Source organism: Vallitalea okinawensis (assembly GCF_002964605.1).
Classification (GTDB): Bacteria; Bacillota; Clostridia; order Lachnospirales; family PQDH01; genus Vallitalea_A; species Vallitalea_A okinawensis.
Genome location: NZ_PQDH01000002.1, coordinates 617295 through 639475, shown reverse-complemented (window position 1 = coordinate 639475; position 22181 = coordinate 617295). Strand labels below are relative to the sequence as shown.

The 22181-nt window shown below is 33.4% G+C and carries 19 protein-coding genes; 15 read left to right on the top strand and 4 right to left on the bottom strand.

The window, feature by feature from the left end; all coding sequences use genetic code 11:
* Window positions 1-97: 97 nt before the first annotated feature.
* From C1Y58_RS07905 to C1Y58_RS07880, 6 genes are all read left to right on the top strand, one after another.
* The gene (locus C1Y58_RS07905) at window positions 98-1075 is read left to right on the top strand and encodes an ABC transporter permease (protein ID WP_105615471.1); all 978 of its coding nucleotides are present in this window, start codon (window positions 98-100) and stop codon (window positions 1073-1075) included.
* A 22-nt stretch (window positions 1076-1097) separates the two neighbouring features.
* Window positions 1098-1979, top strand: coding sequence for a carbohydrate ABC transporter permease (locus C1Y58_RS07900; protein ID WP_105615470.1), 882 nt, complete (start codon window positions 1098-1100; stop codon window positions 1977-1979).
* A gap of 267 nt (window positions 1980-2246) precedes the next feature.
* Window positions 2247-3800 carry an extracellular solute-binding protein gene (locus tag C1Y58_RS07895; RefSeq protein WP_105615469.1) on the top strand — a complete coding sequence of 518 codons (1554 nt, stop codon included), beginning with the start codon at window positions 2247-2249 and terminating at the stop codon, window positions 3798-3800.
* A 223-nt stretch (window positions 3801-4023) separates the two neighbouring features.
* Window positions 4024-5541 (top strand): sulfatase family protein, encoded by a 1518-nt coding sequence (locus C1Y58_RS07890; RefSeq protein WP_105615468.1) that lies wholly within the window; start codon window positions 4024-4026, stop codon window positions 5539-5541.
* 561 nt (window positions 5542-6102) lie between these two features.
* Window positions 6103-6825 carry an SDR family oxidoreductase gene (locus tag C1Y58_RS07885; RefSeq protein ID WP_170311550.1) on the top strand — a complete coding sequence of 241 codons (723 nt, stop codon included), beginning with the start codon at window positions 6103-6105 and terminating at the stop codon, window positions 6823-6825.
* A gap of 139 nt (window positions 6826-6964) precedes the next feature.
* Entirely contained in the window at window positions 6965-7324 is a 360-nt protein-coding gene (locus tag C1Y58_RS07880) for a MerR family transcriptional regulator (protein WP_105615466.1), read from the top strand.
* 166 nt (window positions 7325-7490) lie between these two features.
* Here the strand turns inward: C1Y58_RS07880 and C1Y58_RS07875 are convergent, their stop codons facing one another.
* Window positions 7491-7805: a hypothetical protein gene (locus C1Y58_RS07875; protein ID WP_105615465.1), complete on the bottom strand. Its 315-nt coding sequence runs from the start codon at window positions 7803-7805 to the stop codon at window positions 7491-7493.
* A gap of 140 nt (window positions 7806-7945) precedes the next feature.
* A complete protein-coding gene (locus tag C1Y58_RS07870; protein ID WP_105615464.1) occupies window positions 7946-8749 on the bottom strand; it encodes a patatin-like phospholipase family protein in 804 nt (267 codons plus the stop codon).
* 288 nt (window positions 8750-9037) lie between these two features.
* On the opposite strand from C1Y58_RS07870, the gene C1Y58_RS07865 reads away from it, so the two are divergent.
* Complete coding sequence (locus tag C1Y58_RS07865; RefSeq protein ID WP_105615463.1) at window positions 9038-9790, top strand: EFR1 family ferrodoxin; 753 nt, start codon at window positions 9038-9040, stop codon at window positions 9788-9790.
* Window positions 9791-9938: 148 nt separating this feature from the next.
* Here C1Y58_RS07865 and C1Y58_RS07860 read toward each other — a convergent pair whose 3' ends face one another.
* Entirely contained in the window at window positions 9939-10574 is a 636-nt protein-coding gene (locus C1Y58_RS07860) for a TetR family transcriptional regulator (RefSeq protein WP_105615462.1), read from the bottom strand.
* Window positions 10575-10819: 245 nt separating this feature from the next.
* On the opposite strand from C1Y58_RS07860, the gene C1Y58_RS07855 reads away from it, so the two are divergent.
* The 8 genes from C1Y58_RS07855 to C1Y58_RS07820 all read left to right on the top strand — a co-directional run bounded on the left by C1Y58_RS07855 (window position 10820) and on the right by C1Y58_RS07820 (window position 20341).
* Entirely contained in the window at window positions 10820-12034 is a 1215-nt protein-coding gene (locus tag C1Y58_RS07855; RefSeq protein WP_105615461.1) for an aldo/keto reductase, read from the top strand.
* A gap of 738 nt (window positions 12035-12772) precedes the next feature.
* A complete protein-coding gene (gene abc-f / locus C1Y58_RS07850; RefSeq protein WP_105615460.1) occupies window positions 12773-14701 on the top strand; it encodes a ribosomal protection-like ABC-F family protein in 1929 nt (642 codons plus the stop codon).
* Window positions 14702-14862: 161 nt separating this feature from the next.
* Complete coding sequence (locus tag C1Y58_RS07845) at window positions 14863-15042, top strand: DUF6472 family protein (RefSeq protein ID WP_105615459.1); 180 nt, start codon at window positions 14863-14865, stop codon at window positions 15040-15042.
* A 217-nt stretch (window positions 15043-15259) separates the two neighbouring features.
* Window positions 15260-16075, top strand: coding sequence for an oxidoreductase (locus C1Y58_RS07840; protein WP_105615458.1), 816 nt, complete (start codon window positions 15260-15262; stop codon window positions 16073-16075).
* An 11-nt stretch (window positions 16076-16086) separates the two neighbouring features.
* On the top strand, window positions 16087-17076 hold the full coding sequence (locus C1Y58_RS07835) for an AraC family transcriptional regulator (protein ID WP_157950013.1): 990 nt from the start codon (window positions 16087-16089) through the stop codon (window positions 17074-17076).
* Window positions 17077-17446: 370 nt separating this feature from the next.
* Window positions 17447-18727: a nucleotide disphospho-sugar-binding domain-containing protein gene (locus tag C1Y58_RS07830; RefSeq protein WP_157950012.1), complete on the top strand. Its 1281-nt coding sequence runs from the start codon at window positions 17447-17449 to the stop codon at window positions 18725-18727.
* 101 nt (window positions 18728-18828) lie between these two features.
* Window positions 18829-19425: a DUF4386 domain-containing protein gene (locus tag C1Y58_RS07825; RefSeq protein ID WP_105615455.1), complete on the top strand. Its 597-nt coding sequence runs from the start codon at window positions 18829-18831 to the stop codon at window positions 19423-19425.
* A gap of 115 nt (window positions 19426-19540) precedes the next feature.
* Window positions 19541-20341, top strand: a complete 801-nt coding sequence (locus C1Y58_RS07820) for an EFR1 family ferrodoxin (RefSeq protein WP_105615454.1) — start codon at window positions 19541-19543, stop codon at window positions 20339-20341.
* 174 nt (window positions 20342-20515) lie between these two features.
* On the opposite strand, the gene C1Y58_RS07815 is transcribed toward C1Y58_RS07820, so the two are convergent.
* On the bottom strand, window positions 20516-22180 hold the full coding sequence (locus tag C1Y58_RS07815; RefSeq protein WP_157950011.1) for a M56 family metallopeptidase: 1665 nt from the start codon (window positions 22178-22180) through the stop codon (window positions 20516-20518).
* Between the last annotated feature and the right edge of the window lies 1 nt (window position 22181).

Here is a 22181-nt window from a genome sequence, read left to right as displayed (position 1 = left end):
ATTGGTAAAAATCCAAATAATAAATATAAGCGATATACCGTATGTCGATATTAATAATAAGACAAATGCATTAAAGTTATATCGTGAAGGAGGAAAAATGGTTAGTGAAGTAGCGGCAAAAAAAACAAGAGGTAAGAGCACCGGAAATAATATATTAAATGGTATTGCTGGTTTTGGGAAGGAACTGGTTAAAAATTGGTCATTGTACTTGATGGCAATTCCAGCAATGGTATTATTGATTTTGTTTAAGTATTTTCCGATGTTTGGAATAATAATTGCTTTTAAAGATTACAACTTTAGAGATGGAATTTTAGGTAGTAAGTGGATGGATCCTCTTTTTGAGAACTTTGCAATATTGGTAAATTCTGAAAGTGCATGGCAGGCTATTATAAATACTGTTTCTCTTAACTTTCTATTTATCATTACAAGTACTTTGGCATCTCTTGCATTGGCAATTATGTTAAACGAGGTTTCAGGAAAAACATTTAAAAAACTTGCACAATCTATTACTTTTCTTCCTTTCTTTATGTCGTGGATTGTTGTTGGATTATTCGTTTCCAATATATTGAGCTATGACAATGGAATTATAAATAAGTTGTTGGAATCACTTGGAAGAGAAAAAATAATGTTTTATATGGAACCACAATATTGGACGTTTATTCTAATGTTGGTAAATATTTGGAAAGGTGTTGGGTATGGTGCTGTAGTTTATTTGGCAGCTATAACAGGCATTGATAAGTCTTTCTACGAGGCTGCTAGAATTGATGGGGCTACAAGATGGCAAGAGATTCGTTTTATAACTTTACAAATGTTAAAACCTACAGTTATCATTTTAGTTTTATTAGCCTTTGGTCGAATCATGAATGCAGACTTTGGTATGTTCTATTATGTAACATCAGATGTACCCATGTTATACCCAACTACAGATGTTATAGATACCTTTATCTATAGAGGGTTAAGGCAGACAGGGGATATTGGTATGTCATCAGCTGCTGGCTTTTTTCAATCAATAATCTCATTCGTTTTTGTAATAGTATGTAATAAACTAGCTAACCACTTTGAAGAAGGATCATGATTATTTTAGGGGAGGATATGCAATGAAAAGAAGAATAAAAACAATGGATGTGGCTATATACTTAATTATTGGAGTGTTTTCTCTTATATGCCTCTATCCATTTTTAATGGTAATAGGGGGGTCATTAAGTACTCAAAAAGAGATATATGAACATGGATATAGAATTTTTCCAAGTGAAGTTACTCTTGGTTCCTATAAGGCTCTTTTAATGAATTATAAATCAATCCTTAATGGGTATACAATAACTGTGATAGTTACCATTTCAGGAACACTTTTGGCGTTAGGTGTAAATGCGATGATGGCATATGTACTTTCAAGTAAACAGATTAAATATTCAAGGTTTTTGAATGTATTTACCTTAATTACAATCATGTTTAATGGTGGGATGGTTCCTTGGTACATTGTTTGCGTAAATTATTTGCATCTTAAAGACACTTTATGGGCATTAATTTTACCCATGGTTGCTAATGGGTGGAATATATTTCTTATGAGAAACTTTTTTTCCGCTATACCATATGAAATGTATGAGGCAGCGAGAATTGACGGTGCTAGAGCCTTTAAGATATTCCGTACGATATATTTACCACTGAGCAAACCAGTTTTGGCTACAGTAGGGTTATTCACTTCTTTAGCGTATTGGAATGATTGGTGGCATGGTATGATGTTGGTAGATAAAGCAGAATTACAACCACTTCAACTGTTACTTCGAAATATTATATCAAACGTACAGTTTCTAAAAACTATGAATCCTTCCCCAGAGATGCAATCGCTGGTTGGCAGCTTACCGTCAGAGGGAATAAGAATGGCGATGGTTATAATAACTATAGGTCCTATCATATTGGTTTACCCATTCCTACAAAAATATTTTGTAAAAGGTATTATGGTAGGAGCAGTCAAGGGTTAAAATTGGGAATTGAATATATCTAATTAGACCAATTTTATTATTGGATAGATGGAATGTCGTAATATTTGATAAAAAAATATACACAATACAAAATAAAAAGAGCTAAAATAACCAAAAAAGTAATTGACAAATATGAAGCCTTATGATAATCTATGGATATGATATATCAATTAAATAAATGATATATTCTAATGATATGTGGTACGATCCCCTTAAGAGATTAATGGGAGATATGCAACAAAAAAACTTAAAATTGGGAGCGGTTATATGTTAAAAAAATCTAAGGTAGTGATACAGTTAATAGTAGTCCTTATGATGATTTTTGTACTAGCAGGTTGTAGTGAGAATTCTGATAATGAGGATACTTCATCTAAGAGTGATGCAACACCGAGTGAAAAGGCTGAAAGTAATGAAGCGGATAGTGAATTAGAACATGCAACATTAAGATTTATATTTTTTGGGGACAAGAGATCTGAAACAGATACAGTTTGGGATGCTATTGCTAAAGAATATAAAGAAGAGCTTAATTGTGACATTGAAACCACATTTATTGCTGGATCAGACTATGTTCAAAAGATGAATACTTTAGCAGCATCAGGTGATGACTGGGATATGAATTTTGATGGCGACTGGCTGGGTTATTCACAGATGGTAAACAACGGCGCATATATGGATTTAACAGACTTATTGCCAGTGTATGCACCTACCCTTTATGATACTTATATGGAACAAGGTACTTTGGGAGCAGCAACATCAAATGGTCAAATCGTTGCATTACCTTGGACAATGAGTATGAACCAACGTCCATATTTCTATTGGAGAAGCGACTTGGAAGATGCTGCAGGCTTAGATATTCCAGTAGATGAGGTTTCTACAGTAGAAGAAATGGATGAAGCCTTGTTTGAACTAAAAGAAGCATATCCTGAAAAATACATAAAGGAAAGAGCATTTATTAAAACTTTTCTTGCTAAATATGAATTAGCAGAAGTTGGATTCCAAAATTATGTATTTGATCTTAATGATCCAGAATGCAAGGTTATTCCTGTAGAACAAACTGAAGCTTATAAGGAAATGGCTGAATACGCTAAAAGATGGCAAGATGGTGGAATTATAAGAAAAGACGTTCTTATAGATGATTTGGATGCTAATACATTAATTCGTCAAGGAATGATGATTACCAAAACAACTTGGCATGAATGGGCTTATGCTGATGATCCAATTGAAGAAGAGGGTGCAGAAATAGAGGTTTCTCTATTATACCCAGAAAATAAATACGCAGATAGAACACCACTTGCAAATGTTGTTGCAATCAATGCTAATTCAGCAAATCCAGAAAGAACATTAATGTTCCTAGAATTATTAGAAACGGATCAAAAACTATATGATATGGTTCAATACGGAATAGAAGGCCTTACATATGAATTAGATAATGGTAGAGCTGTTTATCCTGGGGATATGACAAGATCATCTACAAACTACATGGAGTGGGGCGGACAATGGGGTCTATGGAAGCCACAGTTCTTCAGAGCTAACCCATCATATTCAGAAGGATTCTGGGTAAGAGAGGCTGAGTTTGCAGCACTTGAGCAAAATGTTTCTTCACCATTAAATGGATTTTTCCCTAATACAGAGAACATTGATAAAGAGATTGCTGGAAGAAGCAGAGTTTGGGATGAATATAACAAAGTTATTGAAGTGGGCTTAGGACCAGATGCAGATAGTTTTGTAGAAGAATTTATAACTGAATCAAAAGAAGCTGGAACTAATGTAATTACTGAAGAATTACAAAGACAGGTAGATGAGTTCTTAGCAAACAAGTAAGCACTTAATAATTAATGATATATAGAAACTTTTATGGTCAATAATAGCCATAAAAGTTTTTCTTTGTATAAATGAAAACAATTACTATGATAGCTATCAGAGATGAGTTATTAATTGCTTACTAATGAAGTTTTAAACATAATCTCTCCACTAATTGGAGAGTTGAATCTTATGACAATGTGAAGATGGTTAAAACATCAAATAAACATAGGAGGTATAGAAGATGAATATTGTCTTTGTATTTGCAGATGACTGGGGTAAATATGCCAGCATCTATAAAAATATGGAAGGTAAAGACTCAATAAACAGTTTAATAAATACACCGAACATCGATAGGATTGCAAGAGAAGGTGCTTTATTTAATAATGCATTTGTTCCAGCACCTACATGCACGCCTTGTAGAAGCTCAGTCTTGTCAGGAAGATATTTTTGGCAGACGGGAATGGGGGCTATTTTACAAGGGGCAAAATGGGATGAAAACATACCGTCTTACCCCTTGGAATTAGAGAAAAATGGATGGCATATTGGTCATTCTTATAAGGTTTGGGCGCCTGGCGAAGAAGAAAATGCTCCTTATGGTGCCAAAAGAACAGCCTACAACAGTAGAGGTACAAGATTTGGGCAATTTTCTCAAGAAGTATCAAAATTATCTAAAAAAATAGGTAAAGAAAAAGCTATGCAGGTAATGTTTGATGAAGTTAAAGGGAACTTTACAGATTTCCTTGACAATAGACCGGAGGGGGCACCATTCTGCTATTGGTGTGGACCGACAAATACTCATAGAACGTGGGAACGAGGTTCAGGAAAAGCTCTATGGGGGTTGGATCCAGAGAAACTTAAAGGAAAGATGCCTTCTTTTTTTCCAGATGTAGAAGATGTCAGGGAGGATTTCGCTGATTACTTAGGTGAAGCTATGGCATTTGATGGTGCAGTGGGCGCTATCATTAAAAAATTAGAGGATATTGGTGAGTTAGATCAAACACTGTTTATTGTCAGTGGCGATCATGGGGTTCCAGGAATGCCCCGTTCTAAATGTAATCTATACAACATAGGTTGTGAAGTTGCGCTTGCTGTCAGGTGGCCCAAACATATAAGTGAGAATAGAATTATTAATGATTTTGTTAATATCATGGATTTAGCACCAACTTTTTTAGAGGCAGCAGACGTAGTAAAACCAGAAGGAATGAGCGGAAGAAGTTTAATGCCACTTCTTAAATCAAGAGTAAGCGGTCAAATAGAACAAGATAGAACATTTGTGGTTACTGGTAGAGAAAGGCATGTAGCATGCGCTAGGGAAGGAAAACTGCCTTATCCACAAAGGGCTATTCATACTAAAGAGTATCTATACATCTTAAATTTTGAGCCAGATAGATGGCCTATGGGTACTCCAAAAGGAATTGATACCAAAGAAAACCTACTTACTTATAAACAGATAGAAGAAGATACATTCGTTACTCATGCTGATATGGACGCTGGTCCTACGAAAGCATGGATGGTCTGTAATAGAGAAAATGAAACTTACAAAACACAATATGATCTTTGTTTTGATAAGCGACCAAAAGAGGAACTTTATGATTTGAAAAATGATCCTTTCTATACTGAGAATGTGGCTAATGACACATCTTATCAAAACATAAAAGAAAAATTGTCAAAACAACTTATTGACATTTTAGTTAGGGAAGAAGATCCAAGAGTTGTAGAGCAGCCATGCAGATATGAGCTGCCGCCATATACTGACTAGTAAGGAATGTCACAGTTTACAATACTAATCTAACAAGCTTTATGAATAAACATACAATATATTGTAAAACAATTTGCCTCTAAAAGCGTATAAAAGTGATAATTTAGAGAGCATTGGTAGTGAATCAGGTAGAGTGGATTTTGTTATGTTTATAAGAGATGAAAGGATTTTATGAATAAAGTACCTATAGAGGAACATGAAAAAATTATTGCAACTCCAGATTAATAAGTAGAGCAATTAAGAGCCATCTGAATATTCAGTTGGCTCTTTTTAGGATAAATATGATTTATCTTAAAATAATCATTCAGACTATCTAATTGTCAAAGGAGGGGTATATCGTTAATGGAAAGCTCCCTTTGCTCTAAAAAGGCTAAAACATCATTTCATTGTAAAAATAATACAGATGTAGCTACGCAAGTAGGATTTGAGAACTTTTCAATAGGTCTAACTAAAAAAAGAATTTACCTCTTGACTTAGAGTTAACTCAAAGTTGTACAATGAATTCAAACAAGAAAAAGAACGTAAATAATCAAATAATCTGTAGAAAATGGAGGAAACATAATGAAAAAATTAGTAGTTATTACTGGAGCAAGTTCTGGATTTGGTATGGCAATGGCTAAACAGTTTGCAGCTGATGGATATCCACTACTCTTATTAGCTAGAAGAGTTGAAAAGATGGAAGAGATGAACCTACCCAATACCATGTGTAGAAAAGTAGATGTAACTGATGCAAAAGCTTTTGAGTTAGCTGTTAGTGAAGCAGAAGCAGTTTATGGAAAGACTGATTTGTTAGTGAACAATGCTGGTGTTATGTTACTTGGAAGTATTGAGGAGCAAGATCCTATGGAGTGGAAAAAGATGCTCGACGTTAATGTACTTGGTGTGATGAACGGTATGAAAATTGTTATGAATGATATGAAGGAAAGAAAATCCGGTACAATCATAAACGTATCTTCAATTGCAGGGGTGCAACCATTTGGAAACCATGCCGCTTATTGCGCAAGTAAATATGGTGTAACTGGTTTAACTGCTGTCGCAAGGGGAGAAATGTCAGCTCACAATGTAAGAGTCCTATCCGTAAACCCTGGGGCCGTTGCTACAGAGTTACTTGGTCATACGACGGATCCAAATATCATTGATGCCTACAATGACTGGAAAGAATCGGTAGGTGCTGTCAATATTACAGCTGACGATGTAGCAACAACAATTAAATTTGCATATGAATTACCTCAAGCAGTTTCACTAAGACAAATAATAATTACAGATACAATGCAAGATGCGTAGGGAGAAATTAAAGGAACTTTTTAATTTAGAAAATGAGGGCTTGATTAGACGTTGAATCTAGTTAAGCCTTTATTTTGTATTGGGTAATATACTATAATAGTGGTTAGAGGTTAATAGATAATATGAAAGGTTTGGTCCTATGTATAAAATCAATGAAGCTGCTACTATAGCAGGAATTACAGCTCATACATTAAGGTACTATGAAAAAGAAGGGATATTACCACCGATTGAACGTGATAGTGGTGGAAGAAGAATATATAGTGAAGAGAATATTGCATGGCTTGATATTGTAACTTGTTTAAAGAAAACGAATATGCCAATGAAAGAAATCAAAGAGATTGTTAGATTAAGCATTATTGGGGATCAAACGATAGATGACAGAAAAAAGATTCTTATGGATCATAAAAGAAAAATGATGAGACAACTGGAAGAACTCCAAGATAATATATCCAAGATCGATAAAAAAATTGCTTTTTATGAAGGAGCAGATGAGTGCTGATAGGAAGAAAACTACAAGGTCGCAAAGGCGACCTTTCCTATTCCAATTTAACGTGGTGATAGCCACTTCTATACTAATATAGGTAAGTACTGCTTTTTGCTTCCATGGAACCATACTTTCCTACACATACTTGGAACGTGACGTTAGTCATTTTTCTTGTGACGGATTATTTTGATTGACCCGCAGCCCATTCCATAATTCTGCCCTTTTCATTCCATGTCATAAATAAGTAGGGAGAATTTAATAGAATGTTGGGTACTGAATCAACAAGCGGTTGATCAACCTTATGGTATATCAAATATAATCTTCCATCGTGAGATTTAGCAGTAGCGACGTAAAATACGTCACCTTGGGATATGTCACCAATAAAATAGCTTGATTTTATAGTACCTTCTCCTGCTTTTTTGGGTAACGAGGCATATGGATTAAGTCTTTTAGCTTTAGCTAAAAGGTTTTGTGGGATTGAAATTTCTTCACTCAAAAAATTTCCTCCTAGAATAATATAGGTAGTTTATAATATGAAGAAAAATTCATTTTTGTTAAGAAACTAGAACAATAATTGAAGAGAGTGCTAAAATCTTGTATCCCAAGAATTCTAACACTCTCTTAAGCTTTATTATCTTAACACATTAAACCTTTCATGCTATTCAAAAGTTTATATGTGTCAGTATACCCTAATTCCATTTTCAACTCTACAGCTTCTCTTCTTAGATTTAATACACCAGTTTTAAAGTCACCTAATTGTTGTGATGGTACAATCGGAATAATCGGTACTGGTGTATTAAGTTTAAACATGTTAATGTCTTTTAAATCTAATAAAATAGCAATTATCAGGTCACAATCGCTTTGTATGATAGGTTGGAAAGGTACATTGTTAGTTATTCCTCCGTCATAATAATTATGATTACCTATGTTTACAGCACTAAATATAATTGGTATTGATGTTGATGATAATATAGCTTTCTTAGCATTTTCCTTATCCAATTTCATGATATTAAAAAATTCTCCACTTGGACTTTTTTTAACTTGAGTTGAACAGACGTATAAATTTTCACATTTGTTTGCTGTGTTCAAAAGTTTATTGATACCTTCGTCTATTAGTGTTTCATTAACCTTACCTTTATATTTGACCAGCTGTTCACAGAAACTTGGGTCCATAAAGGTTGTATAGATAGAATTATAGTCATTTAAAGTAAGATCCGATATCAATGTTGCTGAATCAATACCTATTTTCTCCTCAAAATTCAACCAGATATTTGTTGCTTTGTTAACATCAACTGATGACATAAGCAGTCCATTAACTGCACCAATGGATGTTCCTGATATAGCATTAAAGTTAATTTTAAACTCCTCGAAAGCTTTCCATGCACCTATTTGATAAGCTCCCTTTCCACCGCCACCTGACAAAACTAAACCTATTCGCATAATCCACCTCTTAATTTTATTAATGTATCCTTAGTATTAGATAAATTTATTTGAATTATGTTTTAAAAAATATAATTCATTTTTAGAAAGAAGGTTGATCTAAAGTCAATTTCGATTCAGGTAATGCTAGATGCAGCTGGGTGGATTTGTCCTTGTTGCATTATTACACACATCTCCTTCAAGTGAGTAACTTCATTTGAAACCATTGACTCTCTGTATATATTAGGATTATAATACAAAAACAAAGTGTTACAAGTGTGTAACTATGGTCGCGAAAGGGTGAAGGAGATGAAGGTGTTTTATTTTACTGCTACTGGAAATTCACTAATGGTAGCTAAATCTTTTGGTGGTGAAGTTTATTCTATCCCAAAAGTGATGAAAAGTGGAAATACATCTATTGAAGATGATGTAATAGGTTTTGTTTTTCCTTGTTATAGGGCAAGCATCCCAACAGTTGTTGAGGAATTCTTAAGCTCCATTCAATTGAACGCAAGCTATACTTTTGCTATCATGACATATGGTAATGTTGCATTAGGTGGAACAAAACAATTCATTGACATTGCAAAACAAAATGGGATAAAGATTGACTATGCTAACCAAGTAAAAATGGTGGATAATTCATTGAAGCATTATGACATGGAGAAACAGATTAAAGGGTTAGTAAAAAAACAGGTTAATAAACAAATTGATGTAATAAAGAGTGATGTTGAAAGAAAAGCTTGCAATCGTGGTTGTGGCAATGTTGTCATTCATCAAATTTCAAAATTAGGTTACCAAGCTTATCGAAAGGAAATTGGTGATTGTGATAGCCTCTTTGAGGTAGAAAGTCACTGTACTCTATGTAAAGTCTGTGAAAGAGTTTGTCCTGTTGATAATATTAAAGTAGATGGAAAAGTAAATTTTGAAGGAAAATGTATTAGATGTTATGCTTGTACACAAAACTGTCCAAGTAATGCAATACGATTTAAAGGAGAGAAAAGTAAAACCAGATATCGGAATTTTGATATTTCTTTAAAGGAAATAATACAAGCAAATAGCTAGATAAACATAGATCATGAATCTAAACAAAAGAGCCCAAACTTTGAAGTACTCCCTATAAAAGAGATGTATATCACTTAAAAGTTATGGACTCTTTATTCATAATAAATTTTTGTTAAAAGGTAATTACGTTTATTTGTTTACATGTTAGCTAGAGAGTAGAGGTTAATGCTAACAATCCTTTGTAACACATATCACTAAATTTAACAGATGGATATGGGATACCAGATTTTTTAATGGCTTCTTTTTGTTTTTCAGACATATTCGTTGAAGGATATAAGCCGGAAACAAAGCATGATGAATTATATAAAAATGTTTGTATGGATTCATCATCTGCATCAGGAAAGTATTTATATATACTAGTAATTAATGGTTCCATCAGGGCCATTAACTCACTCTTGAATGCTGTCAGTTTTTCTAAACTACAATTTTTCTCTACTGTTGAATAAAGTAAAGATAGTAGTTCAAGCATGCGTGTATTATTAACATAAGTATTTGTTAATTCACGACAATAAGCTTCCTTTGATAATATTTCGTATTTTGCTAAAATTGAACTTACATCCGAGGACCAAGTTTTAACATCTTCAAGAAGAAGGTCTAGAAGTAATTCCTCTTTTGTTTTGTAATAAGTATATATTGTGGATCTCACAAAAGTTGTTATCTCACTTACTGCTTTGAAATGCACGCCATCAATACCTGACTCATCATAAAGCTTTGAGCATGCTTTCAGGATCTCTTTTTTTCTTTCTTGAATTTGCTCATTAGTTCTTGCGCGTTCAAATTTCATGATCTCACCTCTAGTGAATATAGTATCATAGCTATTAATAATTTTCAACAAATAGTTGACACGGTGTCGATTAGAGCGTATAATGCAATTAATGACACTGTGTCAACTAAATAGAGAGTTTTTTAGTAAAAGAAGCATGTAGTACATATTGGCCTAAAGTGCGCTAAGTGGTAGCTTTGGGAAAATAATGCGTTATGGAGATGATATTGAAAAACGTATTGATATTTCAAATAGGAGGTTATGAGATGCAATATAGGAAATTGGTAGATGGCAGTGAAGAGTTATCAGTTCTAGGATATGGTTGTATGCGTTTTCCTACTAGAAACGGAAGGATTGATGAGGAAAAAGCTGAGATGCAAATGTTATATGCTTTTCAAAATGGAGTTAACTACTATGATACAGCCTATCCCTATCATGGTGGCAAAAGTGAAGTCATGTTAGGTAAGTTCATCAATAGGCATAATCTTAGGGATAAGATTTATATTGCTGATAAGCTTCCTTCATTCTTAGTTAACAAACCTGAACAGATTCAGAAGTATTTTGATACTCAACTTGAAAGACTTAATACGGATTACATCGACTACTATCTTATGCATATGCTAGACAGCTTACAATCGTGGGAAAGACTTAAGAGATTTGGGATACTTGATTTTATTAAAGAAAAGAAAAAAAGTGGTCAGATAAGGCATATTGGTTTTTCTTTTCATGGTCGACCTGAAGAATTCATAAAAATCCTTGAAGATTATGACTGGGAGTTTTGTCAAATACAGTTCAATTACTTAGACGAGTATAATCAAGCTGGACTTGCGGGACTGAAGAAAGCTTATGAAAAAGGAATTGGTGTTGTTATCATGGAGCCATTACGTGGAGGAAACTTAGCCGCAAAGGCCCCAGACAAGGTAAAAGAAAAATTCGCAGAATACAAGGAAAATAGATCACCTGCATATTGGGCACTTAGATGGATATGGAACCATAAAGAGGTTGGTGTGGTTCTTAGTGGGATGAATGTTGATGAACATATAGAAGAGAACATCAAGGTTGCAAATTTGACAACTCCAGATTGTATGTCTATAGAAGAGATTAGGATTGTTGATGAAGTTAAGGAAATATATAAAAGCCTCATGAAAGTGCCTTGTACGGGGTGTAACTACTGTATGCCTTGTCCATTTGGTGTGGATATACCTTCTACATTTAGTGAATATAATAGTAAGTATTTCTTTGGTGGTAGAATGGCGCAAGCTCAATACATTGGTCGGGCAGTCGGTATGATTGGTGGGAATAAGTCTGGTGCAGATCTTTGCACAGAATGTGGAAAGTGTGAGAAACACTGCCCTCAGAATATTCAGATAAGAAAAGAATTAAAAAATGCTCATCAGGATCTTGATAGTAGGTTGATGAGGTTTTTTGTGAGAATAGCCATGCGATTTATGGGGGGAAGGAAGAAGAGAGAAGAAGCATAGCTGGAAAAAATAGTACTAACCATAACTACCCTCTAGGGTGGGCGGTAAAAAACTCATTGGATTGAGTACCTCATATGCAATTTTAATAGTGTTTTGGTTCCCTCAAACGTAACGGTATAATAATCTGATTAGACTAGAAAAGGAAAAGGATCGTGCAATTCTTTGTTTACAGAAAGTATTAAAGGTGATATAATAAAGTAAATTTTGACTATTGAAAGGGGAAAGTAAGTTATGACACCAGCAAATTGCTAATATTAATTAAGATTTAAAATTAATATGTATTTTATAATGAGTTAAACTAATTGTATTTAGGTTTAATTGTTATGCTCTTTATGGAATAAGGCAATTAGAAGGTAACTTACTTTACTGAATTCAATATTATAATTGGTAGGATTCATTTGTCATCATTGTGGGCTATTAAACCAGTGAAATTCTGGTGTAAGTTAATGAGATCATATGATGATTTAAACGTGTAAACTTTCACAACTGATAGATTAAAAAAGTTCCTATGTGTGGAACCGAACTGTTAAATGATGATGTATAGTTTTAGTTTATCGATGTGAAGCTTAAAGACCTAAATCAAGATATTATAATGTTTATTGAAATTTTTCAGGCTGTAAGAAGATAGAATCTTCTTATGGTCTTTTTTATGGTGTAGAATATAAAAACGAGTAGATAAGACCTTTTAAGTCCTTCTGTAGAATGCATAACTTAGATTATGAGAAAGAAGGGATTTTTATGATAGAATTATCGCTAGATGGCGTAAAGAAATATATGGATGCAACTCTTGTTTTGAAAAATATAACTTTCCAAGTTCAAACAGGAGAAAAAGTTGGTATAGTAGGAGCAAATGGATGTGGGAAGAGTACTGTTCTTAAACTAATAGCAGGCAAAGAGCCTATGCATTACTGTGTCGGTTATCCTGGAGCTACAAGTCCTGGATATGATGAAGGATTTATCACTTTTCGTAAAGAATACAAATGTGCTTACCTAGAACAAATACCACAATATGATCATCATTTAAAGGTAATGGATGTTTTGAAATCAGCATTTGAGGAAGTTTATACCATAGAAAATCAAATGCGTGATTTAGAAGAAAAAATGAAATCTTTAGAGGGAAAATCTTTAGAAAAAGCCTTAAGACAGTACAGTGAATACGTTGAATCATATGAAGTTAAAGGTGGATACAATACAGATGAAAAATTAAGTAAAATTTGCACTGGCTTGAAATTTAGTGATAGCCTCTTAAATAAGCAGTTTAGCGTATTAAGCGGTGGTGAAAAAACGAGAGTGGTACTTGGCAAGCTTCTAATCAATAATCCGGATATATTATTGCTGGATGAGCCTACAAATCATTTAGATATGGATTCAATTGAATGGCTTGAAGAGTATCTTAAGAGCTATAAAGGAATTGTTATAATTGTATCCCATGATCGATATTTTCTTGATAATATTGTGACAAAGATAGTAGAAATCGAGGATATGGAAGCTATAACATACAAGGGAAACTATTCTGCATTTGTTGATCAAAAAGAAGAAAATATGCGTATTCAATATGAGCATTTTAGAGAACAACAAAAGAAGATCAACTCCATGGAAAAGACTGTAAAGGAATTAAGAGACTGGGCAATGAGAGCTGATAACAATAAATTCTTTAAAAGAGCTGCAAGTGTGCAAATAAAACTTGATAAAATGGAGAGAGTAGAGAAACCAGTTTTTAAGAGACAGAATATGAAATTATCTTTTAATGCTACACAGCGTTCAGGTAATGAAACCATCAAATCAATTGGACTCACTAAAAGCTTTAAAGATAAGGAACTGTTTAACAATGCAGATGTACTCATAAATTATGGTGAAAGAGCTGCCCTTATTGGTCCAAATGGTAGTGGCAAAACAACATTTTTAAAAATGCTCTTGGGAGAAGAGCAGCCAGATACGGGTATAGTAGGATTAGGGGCAAATACAAAAGTTGCCTATTTACCACAAAAAATAAGCTTTAAGAATGAGGAACTCACTGTACTTGAGTGTTTTCGTGAAGATATTTCTATACTAGAGGGAAAAGCGCGTGAATACCTATCCAAATTTATGTTTTATGGAAGTAGTGTCTTTAAGAAAGTAAAACATTTATCTGGAGGAGAGAAAATAAGATTAAAACTTGGTAAACTATTATTTGAAGATATTAATCTATTGATACTGGATGAACCCACTAATCATCTTGATATAAACTCAATAGAAACCTTTGAGGAAGCACTTGAAGATTTTAAAGGAACTATATTTTTCATCTCTCACGACAGATATTTTATCAATAAAATAGGTGAAAGAGTCATTGCTATTGAAGGTAATGCTTTCAATAGTTATTCTGGTAATTATGATTATTACAAAAATGCAAAAGAAGATTTAAATGTTACTGTTATTAATGAGCCAGTAGTAAAGAAAAAGAAGGTAAAGAAACAAAGAAACATTGATGAAAGTAAAAAAAGAGAATCAAAAATAGCTAAAACTGAAGTAATGGTGGAAAATCTTGAAGATGCGATAAGTGAAATTGATTTAGCTATGACTGACTCAAGTTTACATTATGATGAGCTTAGTCAACTCCATTCTAAGAAAGAGAGATTAAGAAATGAGCTAGATGAAGTTATGGAAGAGTGGTTAAGTCTTAATAGTTAAGAGAGTATATTTAAGTTGTCTCATAGTAAATGATTAATCGTTTATTATGAGGCACTTTTTTTTGTACCCCAAATAAATATCTACTTTACTTGACACCATCTTTATTAGAAAGTAGAATGATGGTGATGCGATGAGAAAAGCGGCTGAAAGGATGTTATTTAATGAATAAAGGTCAATGTGATTATTGTCTATACTTAACATATGATAGAGAAACAGATGAATACTATTGTTCTATAAATTTGGATCAAGATGATATAGGGAGGATTAGATACAGTAAGCATGACAGTTGTCCTTATTTTCGTATGGGAGATGACTATACCATTGTAAAAAAGCAGGTTTAAGCGTCATTTAGATTTAAAATATAGTACGATTATGAACATATCTGGTAAAGAGCATCTCTGTAATATAGTAGGTGTTCTTTTTCATTACTGAATAGAATATCACTAACTATTGGCGTAAATTGTATTTTTATTGGCGCTCATTGTAATTAAATTCTTTTTCTATTCCGGTTATAATAGCATTATAAGTTAACGATAAAAAAATCAGGGAGGAAAAGAAATGAGTAAAAGAGTAGCGTTAGTAACAGGTGCAAGTAGTGGTATTGGATTTGATGCAGCTATTGAGCTTAAGAATAAAGGATTTACCGTCTATGGAGCTGCTAGAAGAGTAGAAAAGTTGAAAGAATTAGCTAGTAAAGGCGTTAAAACTATTCAACTTGATGTAACTATTGAAGAGTCCATGATAAACTGTGTAGATGCCATCGTTAAAGAAGAAGGTAGAATCGATATATTGGTAAACAATGCTGGATATGGCTCATACGGTGCCATCGAAGATGTTCCAATGGAAGAAGCAAGAAGGCAGATTGAAGTTAATGTCTTTGGACTTGCGAGAATGAGTCAATTAGTGTTACCTTATATGAGAAAGAATAAATTTGGAAGAATAATTAACATATCTTCCATGGGCGGAAAGATATACACATCCTTTGGGGGATGGTATCATGCAACAAAGTTCGCAGTAGAAGCTCTTAGTGATTGTATGCGTTTGGAAGTTGAAGAGTTTGGAATAGATGTAGTTTTAGTAGAGCCAGGTGGAATTAAGACAGATTGGGGTATTATAGCAGCTGATAACCTTAAAAAAGCTTCAAAAGGTGGAGCATACCAGAAGAGTGCATCCAAGTCAGCTGATTCCATGAAAAAAATGTATAGCGGTAATAGTCTCTCAGACCCAAAAATCATTGCGAATGCAATTGTTAAAGCTGCTACAGCCAGAAAACCAAAGACAAGATATCTTCTAGGTTTTGGCGCAAAACCTTCAGTTTTCTTAAGAAGAATTTTATCAGACAGAATGTTTGATCGTATTGCAAGAAGTATATAGAGGTGAATGGATTGAGTAATTTTTATTTGGTTGATGAATCATATAAGGCACATTTGGAATCTCTTGGCTTGAATATGGAGTTAATTTTTAAGAAGTCAGGCATTCCAGTAAATGCAGTGGATAAGGATGGTTATACAATATCAAAAGAGCAATATATCCTATTGATGAATAACATTGATAGGATGGTGGATGACCATCAGATTATAGAACACAGTAACATCGACCGGATAATGATGTTTGTACCACCATTATTTGCAGCCATGTGTTCAAAAGATGGTAAGCACTGCTTTGAACGAATATCAAAGTATAAGAAATTAATTGGACCTTTTATACTGAGGGTAGAGACGGATGATGAAAAGTTAAGCTTAACCTATGAGTTTGATGATGGTAGCGTAGAATTACCAAGAATTACAGTATTAAGTGAGCAAGTCCTTATGGTCAATATCATTAGAAAAGCAACAGGGTTGGATATTAAACCTATAAAGGTTGCCTCAGTTCATGATTATGGTAAGGGTGCTTTTGAAAAATTCTTTGGTATCAAACCTACCCAATCAAGTATAAATGTTTTAGAGTTCCGTTTGGAAGATATCCTAGAACCATTCCTTACTGAAAACAATATTATGTGGAGTTACTTGGAACCAGAACTCACTAAACGTATAAAAGAAATAGAAATTGATGATTCTTTTTCTGCAAAAGTTAGAAGTGTTCTGTTTGAACTAATTCCTGCTGGAGAAGCTAATGTGGAGTCAGTTGCAAAAGAACTCGCCCTAAGTATTAGGTCTCTTCAACGAAAACTATCAAGTGAGAACACCACATTCATTAAGGAACTTAATCATACAAGAGAACTGCTTGCCAGAAATTACTTGAAAGACAAGAGTATCTCCAATGATGATATCGCATTTCTTATAGGCTACTCTGAAGCCAATGCTTTTCAAAGAGCTTTTAGGAACTGGACAGGTATGACTACTGGCCAGTATAGAAAGAACTACGAAGTTGAATAAAATATAGAATAAGGGTGTGTATTAGAAACTGAGTTATATTTCTGATATACACCCTTGTTTTATATAAAAATATGGGATGATTATTTTATTAAGTGATAAGTTTATTCAGAGGATATGAATATTAGAAAGATTAATCATCTTGACAATAACAGACTGGTGGTCTATAATAAAAGTATAAACAGACCAATGGTCTATTAAAATAAATCAAACATTGTGAAGATCTTGAAAGCATGATAAGAATAAGAAATTCCGCTAGAATGATATTGAATTGCGATTTGTAATAGAAAACTTTATTAGTTCGAAATATTAAAGTGATAGTGATTGTTGGTATAGCTTTAGAGAATCTTGATTATGGAATGGAGGTATGTTATTGAAAATCTGTACATTTCCAAATTGCGCCTATCTATCAGAGACTTCTCGTATGATCGCCATTTACAAGGAGCTAAAGTCAAGAGATATAGATGTTATTATGGCTACTCATGGTGGACCCTACGAGTGGATTTTCAAAGAAGAAGGGATTGCATATCATATTGTAAAGCCCTATGTTACAAATGAAAGAGCACGTGAATTTGTTAAGACAAACACAGGTGAAAAAGGTTTAACTGAGTTCTACTCTACTGAAGAATTGACAACTCATGTTGAAAATGAAATTTCATTCTTTAAAGAAAAGAATATTAGCACGTTATTAACTGGTTTCACATTATCCTGTAGTATTTCTGCAAGAGTACTTAGTATCCCACTGGCAGTTACTCATTTAGCTTCATTTGTTCCACCGGTATTTGAACGTAATATGTTAGTACCTACACTATTGCCTGATTCAAAACTATTTGACCTTATTCCAAAAACATGGCTTGTTTCGTACGTCAATAAGATAGCTTATAGATCAAAGCTTGGTACAAAATCCTTTAATAAGGTATCAAAAAAATATAATCTTAAGCCCTTTAATAGCATAACCGAAATGATGATGGGAGATATCAATATAGTAACAGATGTACCAGAGATCTTGGGAATTCCTAAAGCTGAGCTGGAAAACTGGGCTCCGTCACATAAAGACAAAAAGTACTATTCATATGATTATAAATTGAAATATGGAGGTGCTATTTTTGCAAAGTTATTCGGTGATGTTTCAGGTGAAATACATGAGTTCCTTGACACGAATTTACCCAAGATATATGTAGCATTGACATCGGGAAGATCAGATGTCCTTGGTAAAGTTTATGATGCTGTAAGTAGCTTAGATGCAAAAGCTATCATCTGCAGTACGGTCCATAAATTTGCTAATCAGTCAAATTCCAATATTCTAGTGGTGGAGCACTTACCTTCTCACAAAATAATGCCAATGGTTGATATAGCAATTATTCATGGAGGACAAGGAAGTGTGCAAACGGCAATTGAATCTGGTACACCGATAATTGGCATCCCATTGCATATGGAACAAGGACTGAATGTAGTAATTGTTGAGCGAAATGGTGCTGGGATAATGCAAAGTAAAAATAGTGTAACCCCAGATGAGATTAGAGATAAAATTCAACAGATATTGAATAATGAATCCTATAAAGAGAATATGCAAAGACTTTCAAGTCATCAAAAGAGAGTTAATGGCATTAAAAAAGTTGCTGATATTCTCATGGATACTGATAGCTGCAATTAAATTAAGTATTATTAATATTAAATATAAGCATAGAATTATTTTGTGCTATCTATTTATCATACTTGACCATGTTGTGAAAATGTCGTTGGGAGGTATAAAATATGAATAATATTACAAGCAAAATGAAAAAGAAGAGAAAAACATCAATAATAGTAGGTGTACTTATACTAATTGCATATTGTGTTTTAGCTAGTACTTTAATAGAATCAAAAATATTGGTGATGCTTTTTGAGGTGATTAGTGGTATTGCAGTTATCGGTATTTCTGTTCTAATGTTTCCAATCTTTAAACCATACAACAATAGAGTAACTGTAAGCTACCTCTTGCTAAAAATCATTGAAGGATCACTTATGATTATTGCTGGGATTTTATTTTTGGCTTCCAATGATGTATTATTTGGCATGCGAGATTCAGTTTATACAAGTCATACTTACATCTTTATCATAAGTGCTTACATGTTTTATTATTTATTGTATAAATCAAAAATCATTCCCAGGTGGATATCAGTTTGGGGTGTCATTGCAGTGATACTATTACTAATAGTGAACTTAATGGAATTGACAAATAACATTATTCCAATGTTAATATTAGGTATAGGCTACTCTCAAATAATGTTGAATGAAGTTTTTCTAGCAATATGGTTGATGGTTAAAGGATTTAATCCAGCTGCCATTGGGTCTGACAACATAGAAAGTTAAAAAAGGTTGTTAGATTTAGTATAATTATCTAAATAGAAAAATAATACGTTATTTAATGTAAATATATGTGCAAACATCTTTAAAGAGATTATGGAGATAAAAAGGAAGAGTTGATATGAAAATAACGGGACTATATTTCAGTGGAACAGGAAATACAGCTTGGGTAGCGGAAAAACTAAAGAGCAGTTTAATTGCAAAAGATCATGATGTTAATATGTTTTCAATTGAAGAAATTGAAGCTGCAGAATTAATAGATGAGTTTAAAAAATCGGATATCATAGGTTTTTTATATCCAGGCTATGGTTGTGACATGCCTAAAGTATATGATGAGTATTTAAGCAAACTTGAAGGTATAAACCTTAAAATAAATACAAGAGCATTTAGCATAATGACAGCAGCTATGTATATTGCAGATGGGGCAATCATAACAAAGCCACTTTGTGAAAGAATTGGAGCTGAATTAGTGTGGGGAAATGTAATAATTATGCCATGTAATTTTGACACTCCAGTTCCGCTATTTAAAATACCAAATAACGATAAAATCGCAAAGATGAAAAAAAGAGCTCTAATAAAAATTGAAAAAATTGTACAAAGAATAGAAAAAAATGAAAAACACTATGATGGTGGAGATTTATTTAATGTTGTAACTGGTAAAATGCACAGAGGTGGATGGCGAGGAGCAATGGACAAATATGGTATTCATATAAATGAAAGTATATGTACGAGTTGTGGTATCTGCGTTAGATTATGTCCTGCAAATAATTTGCATATAGCTGAAAAAGGACAGCCAGTAAAAACAAATAATAACTGTAGTGTATGTCTCAGATGCATCAATAATTGTCCTAATGATGCTATCCGAATGTTTAGCACTAAGACTAAAAGCAAATATAGACAATATAAAGGTCCGGGAGAGTAAAAAGAATACAAAAGCATCTAGCAATAGGCTACTCCTATGCCGATGCTTATCAAAGAGAAATTGTACAAGTATGACAATCGATGAGTTTAGAAAGCAATATGGAAGGGAAATAAGGGATGTATCAGAAATAAGTTTCATCATTGATACATCCCTTAAGTTAGAAATAAAATACGTTTATTGGTTTACTGGACCAAACAATTGTTCATATTCTTCTGCACTAGCATAGTCAATACCTACTAATTGACCATCTTCATTACGAAGAGCTTTAATAAATATGCTCCCTGTTGGACGGGTAATAAAAAAATAACGATTCGTGTCAATTTCATCAAAAAAACTATAAACAGCTTCACCTTGATAATAAAGCATATCGGATGATGGGTCATAAGCTAACCCATATGCTTTATAGGGATAACAATCCTTTGCTATTTTATCGGTTCTGGATTCAAAAGGAGCTTTTTCAGTATTATGCGACACAGATTTTTCTTCATGTATAGCGGTTTGACTACTATTGCTTTCGCTAAAGAATTGTTGTGATAGATTGTCTTCTTCGTGATTGCTAATAACAGTTATACCTGTTAATTCATTGACTTCATTACGAAGAGCTTTTAGGCTTATTTCACCTTTGGGACGCATGATAAAGTAATAACTATTTGAAGCGTTGAGTTGATCATAAAAATACTTCACTGTTTTTCCATTATAGAAGAACATATCCTGTTCTTCATCATATGTCAAACCGTAGTTTTCATAGATAGCAATTTTATGTTTGACTGTATCATTGTCTTTTTGCTCCATGCTTACATTCGCTTGTTCAGTCATTCTAGATTCGATTGCCTTAGAATCTGATTTGAGGTCGGTTTTATCAGTTGCAAATACTTCCCCAGTTGTTATCGTAGCTACAAAAATTAAGCAAAGTATAAGCAAGCCAAATCTCTTTTCCTTTGTATTCATTATAGAAAGGATTCTGTTTTTCATGGTTTTTTTACCTCCAATAAAGTTTGTTGACAATACTGTTTGAAATTTTTTTGGTTGCCTACAGGCGTTAATAATTATTTCAGCATATAGTTTTCGACTGTCTCTATTTAAATAATGCGCTACCTTTTCATCACAAGATATTTCACAAATCCTACTGGCGTAATTGGCAATGATATAGACTATTGGATTGAACCAATGAACCCCGATAACTATCAACATAAACACCTTATACAAGAGGTCCTTGTGTTTATAGTGAATCAGCTCATGCCTTAATATGAGTGATGTCTCTATAGAACTCCAATCAACTGAGGGTAATAATACTGTAGGTTTAAAAAAACCGACGAGCATAGGGGTGGAGATGCATGGGCAATTTTTTATATGTATTTTTCTAGATATTTTCATTTCTTCTTTCAAAGACTCGGTTAAGCATCCTATTTGAGTGGAGAGAATATCTTCACTCCATCGATTGATTGACTTCATGAATAGAGTATGCTTCCAAATATGATAGACCATCATTAGTACAAAACCAGCTAGACAAACAAAAAAAATAATTTGAGGCCACTGAATTTCAAACGAATGGTTTATGATACTTGTATGATTCATAACACTATTTGTGGTATAATCCATTTGGGCATTGACATTAGGAGTACTAATAAAATCCACAAATGCAGGATCTATCTGAATAAGGGCTTTACTAAAATGTGGTCTAAAGGGTATAATTAGTCCCAAAAGTATAATTAACCAGCCATAGTAAATTGATTTAGCAGTATATTGTTTTATCAATACAGGATGCAATGCGATGTATAATAATGCTACAACACTCATAGAAAGAGAAGTTGTTAGTAAAGTTGTTATAAAAGACGCCACA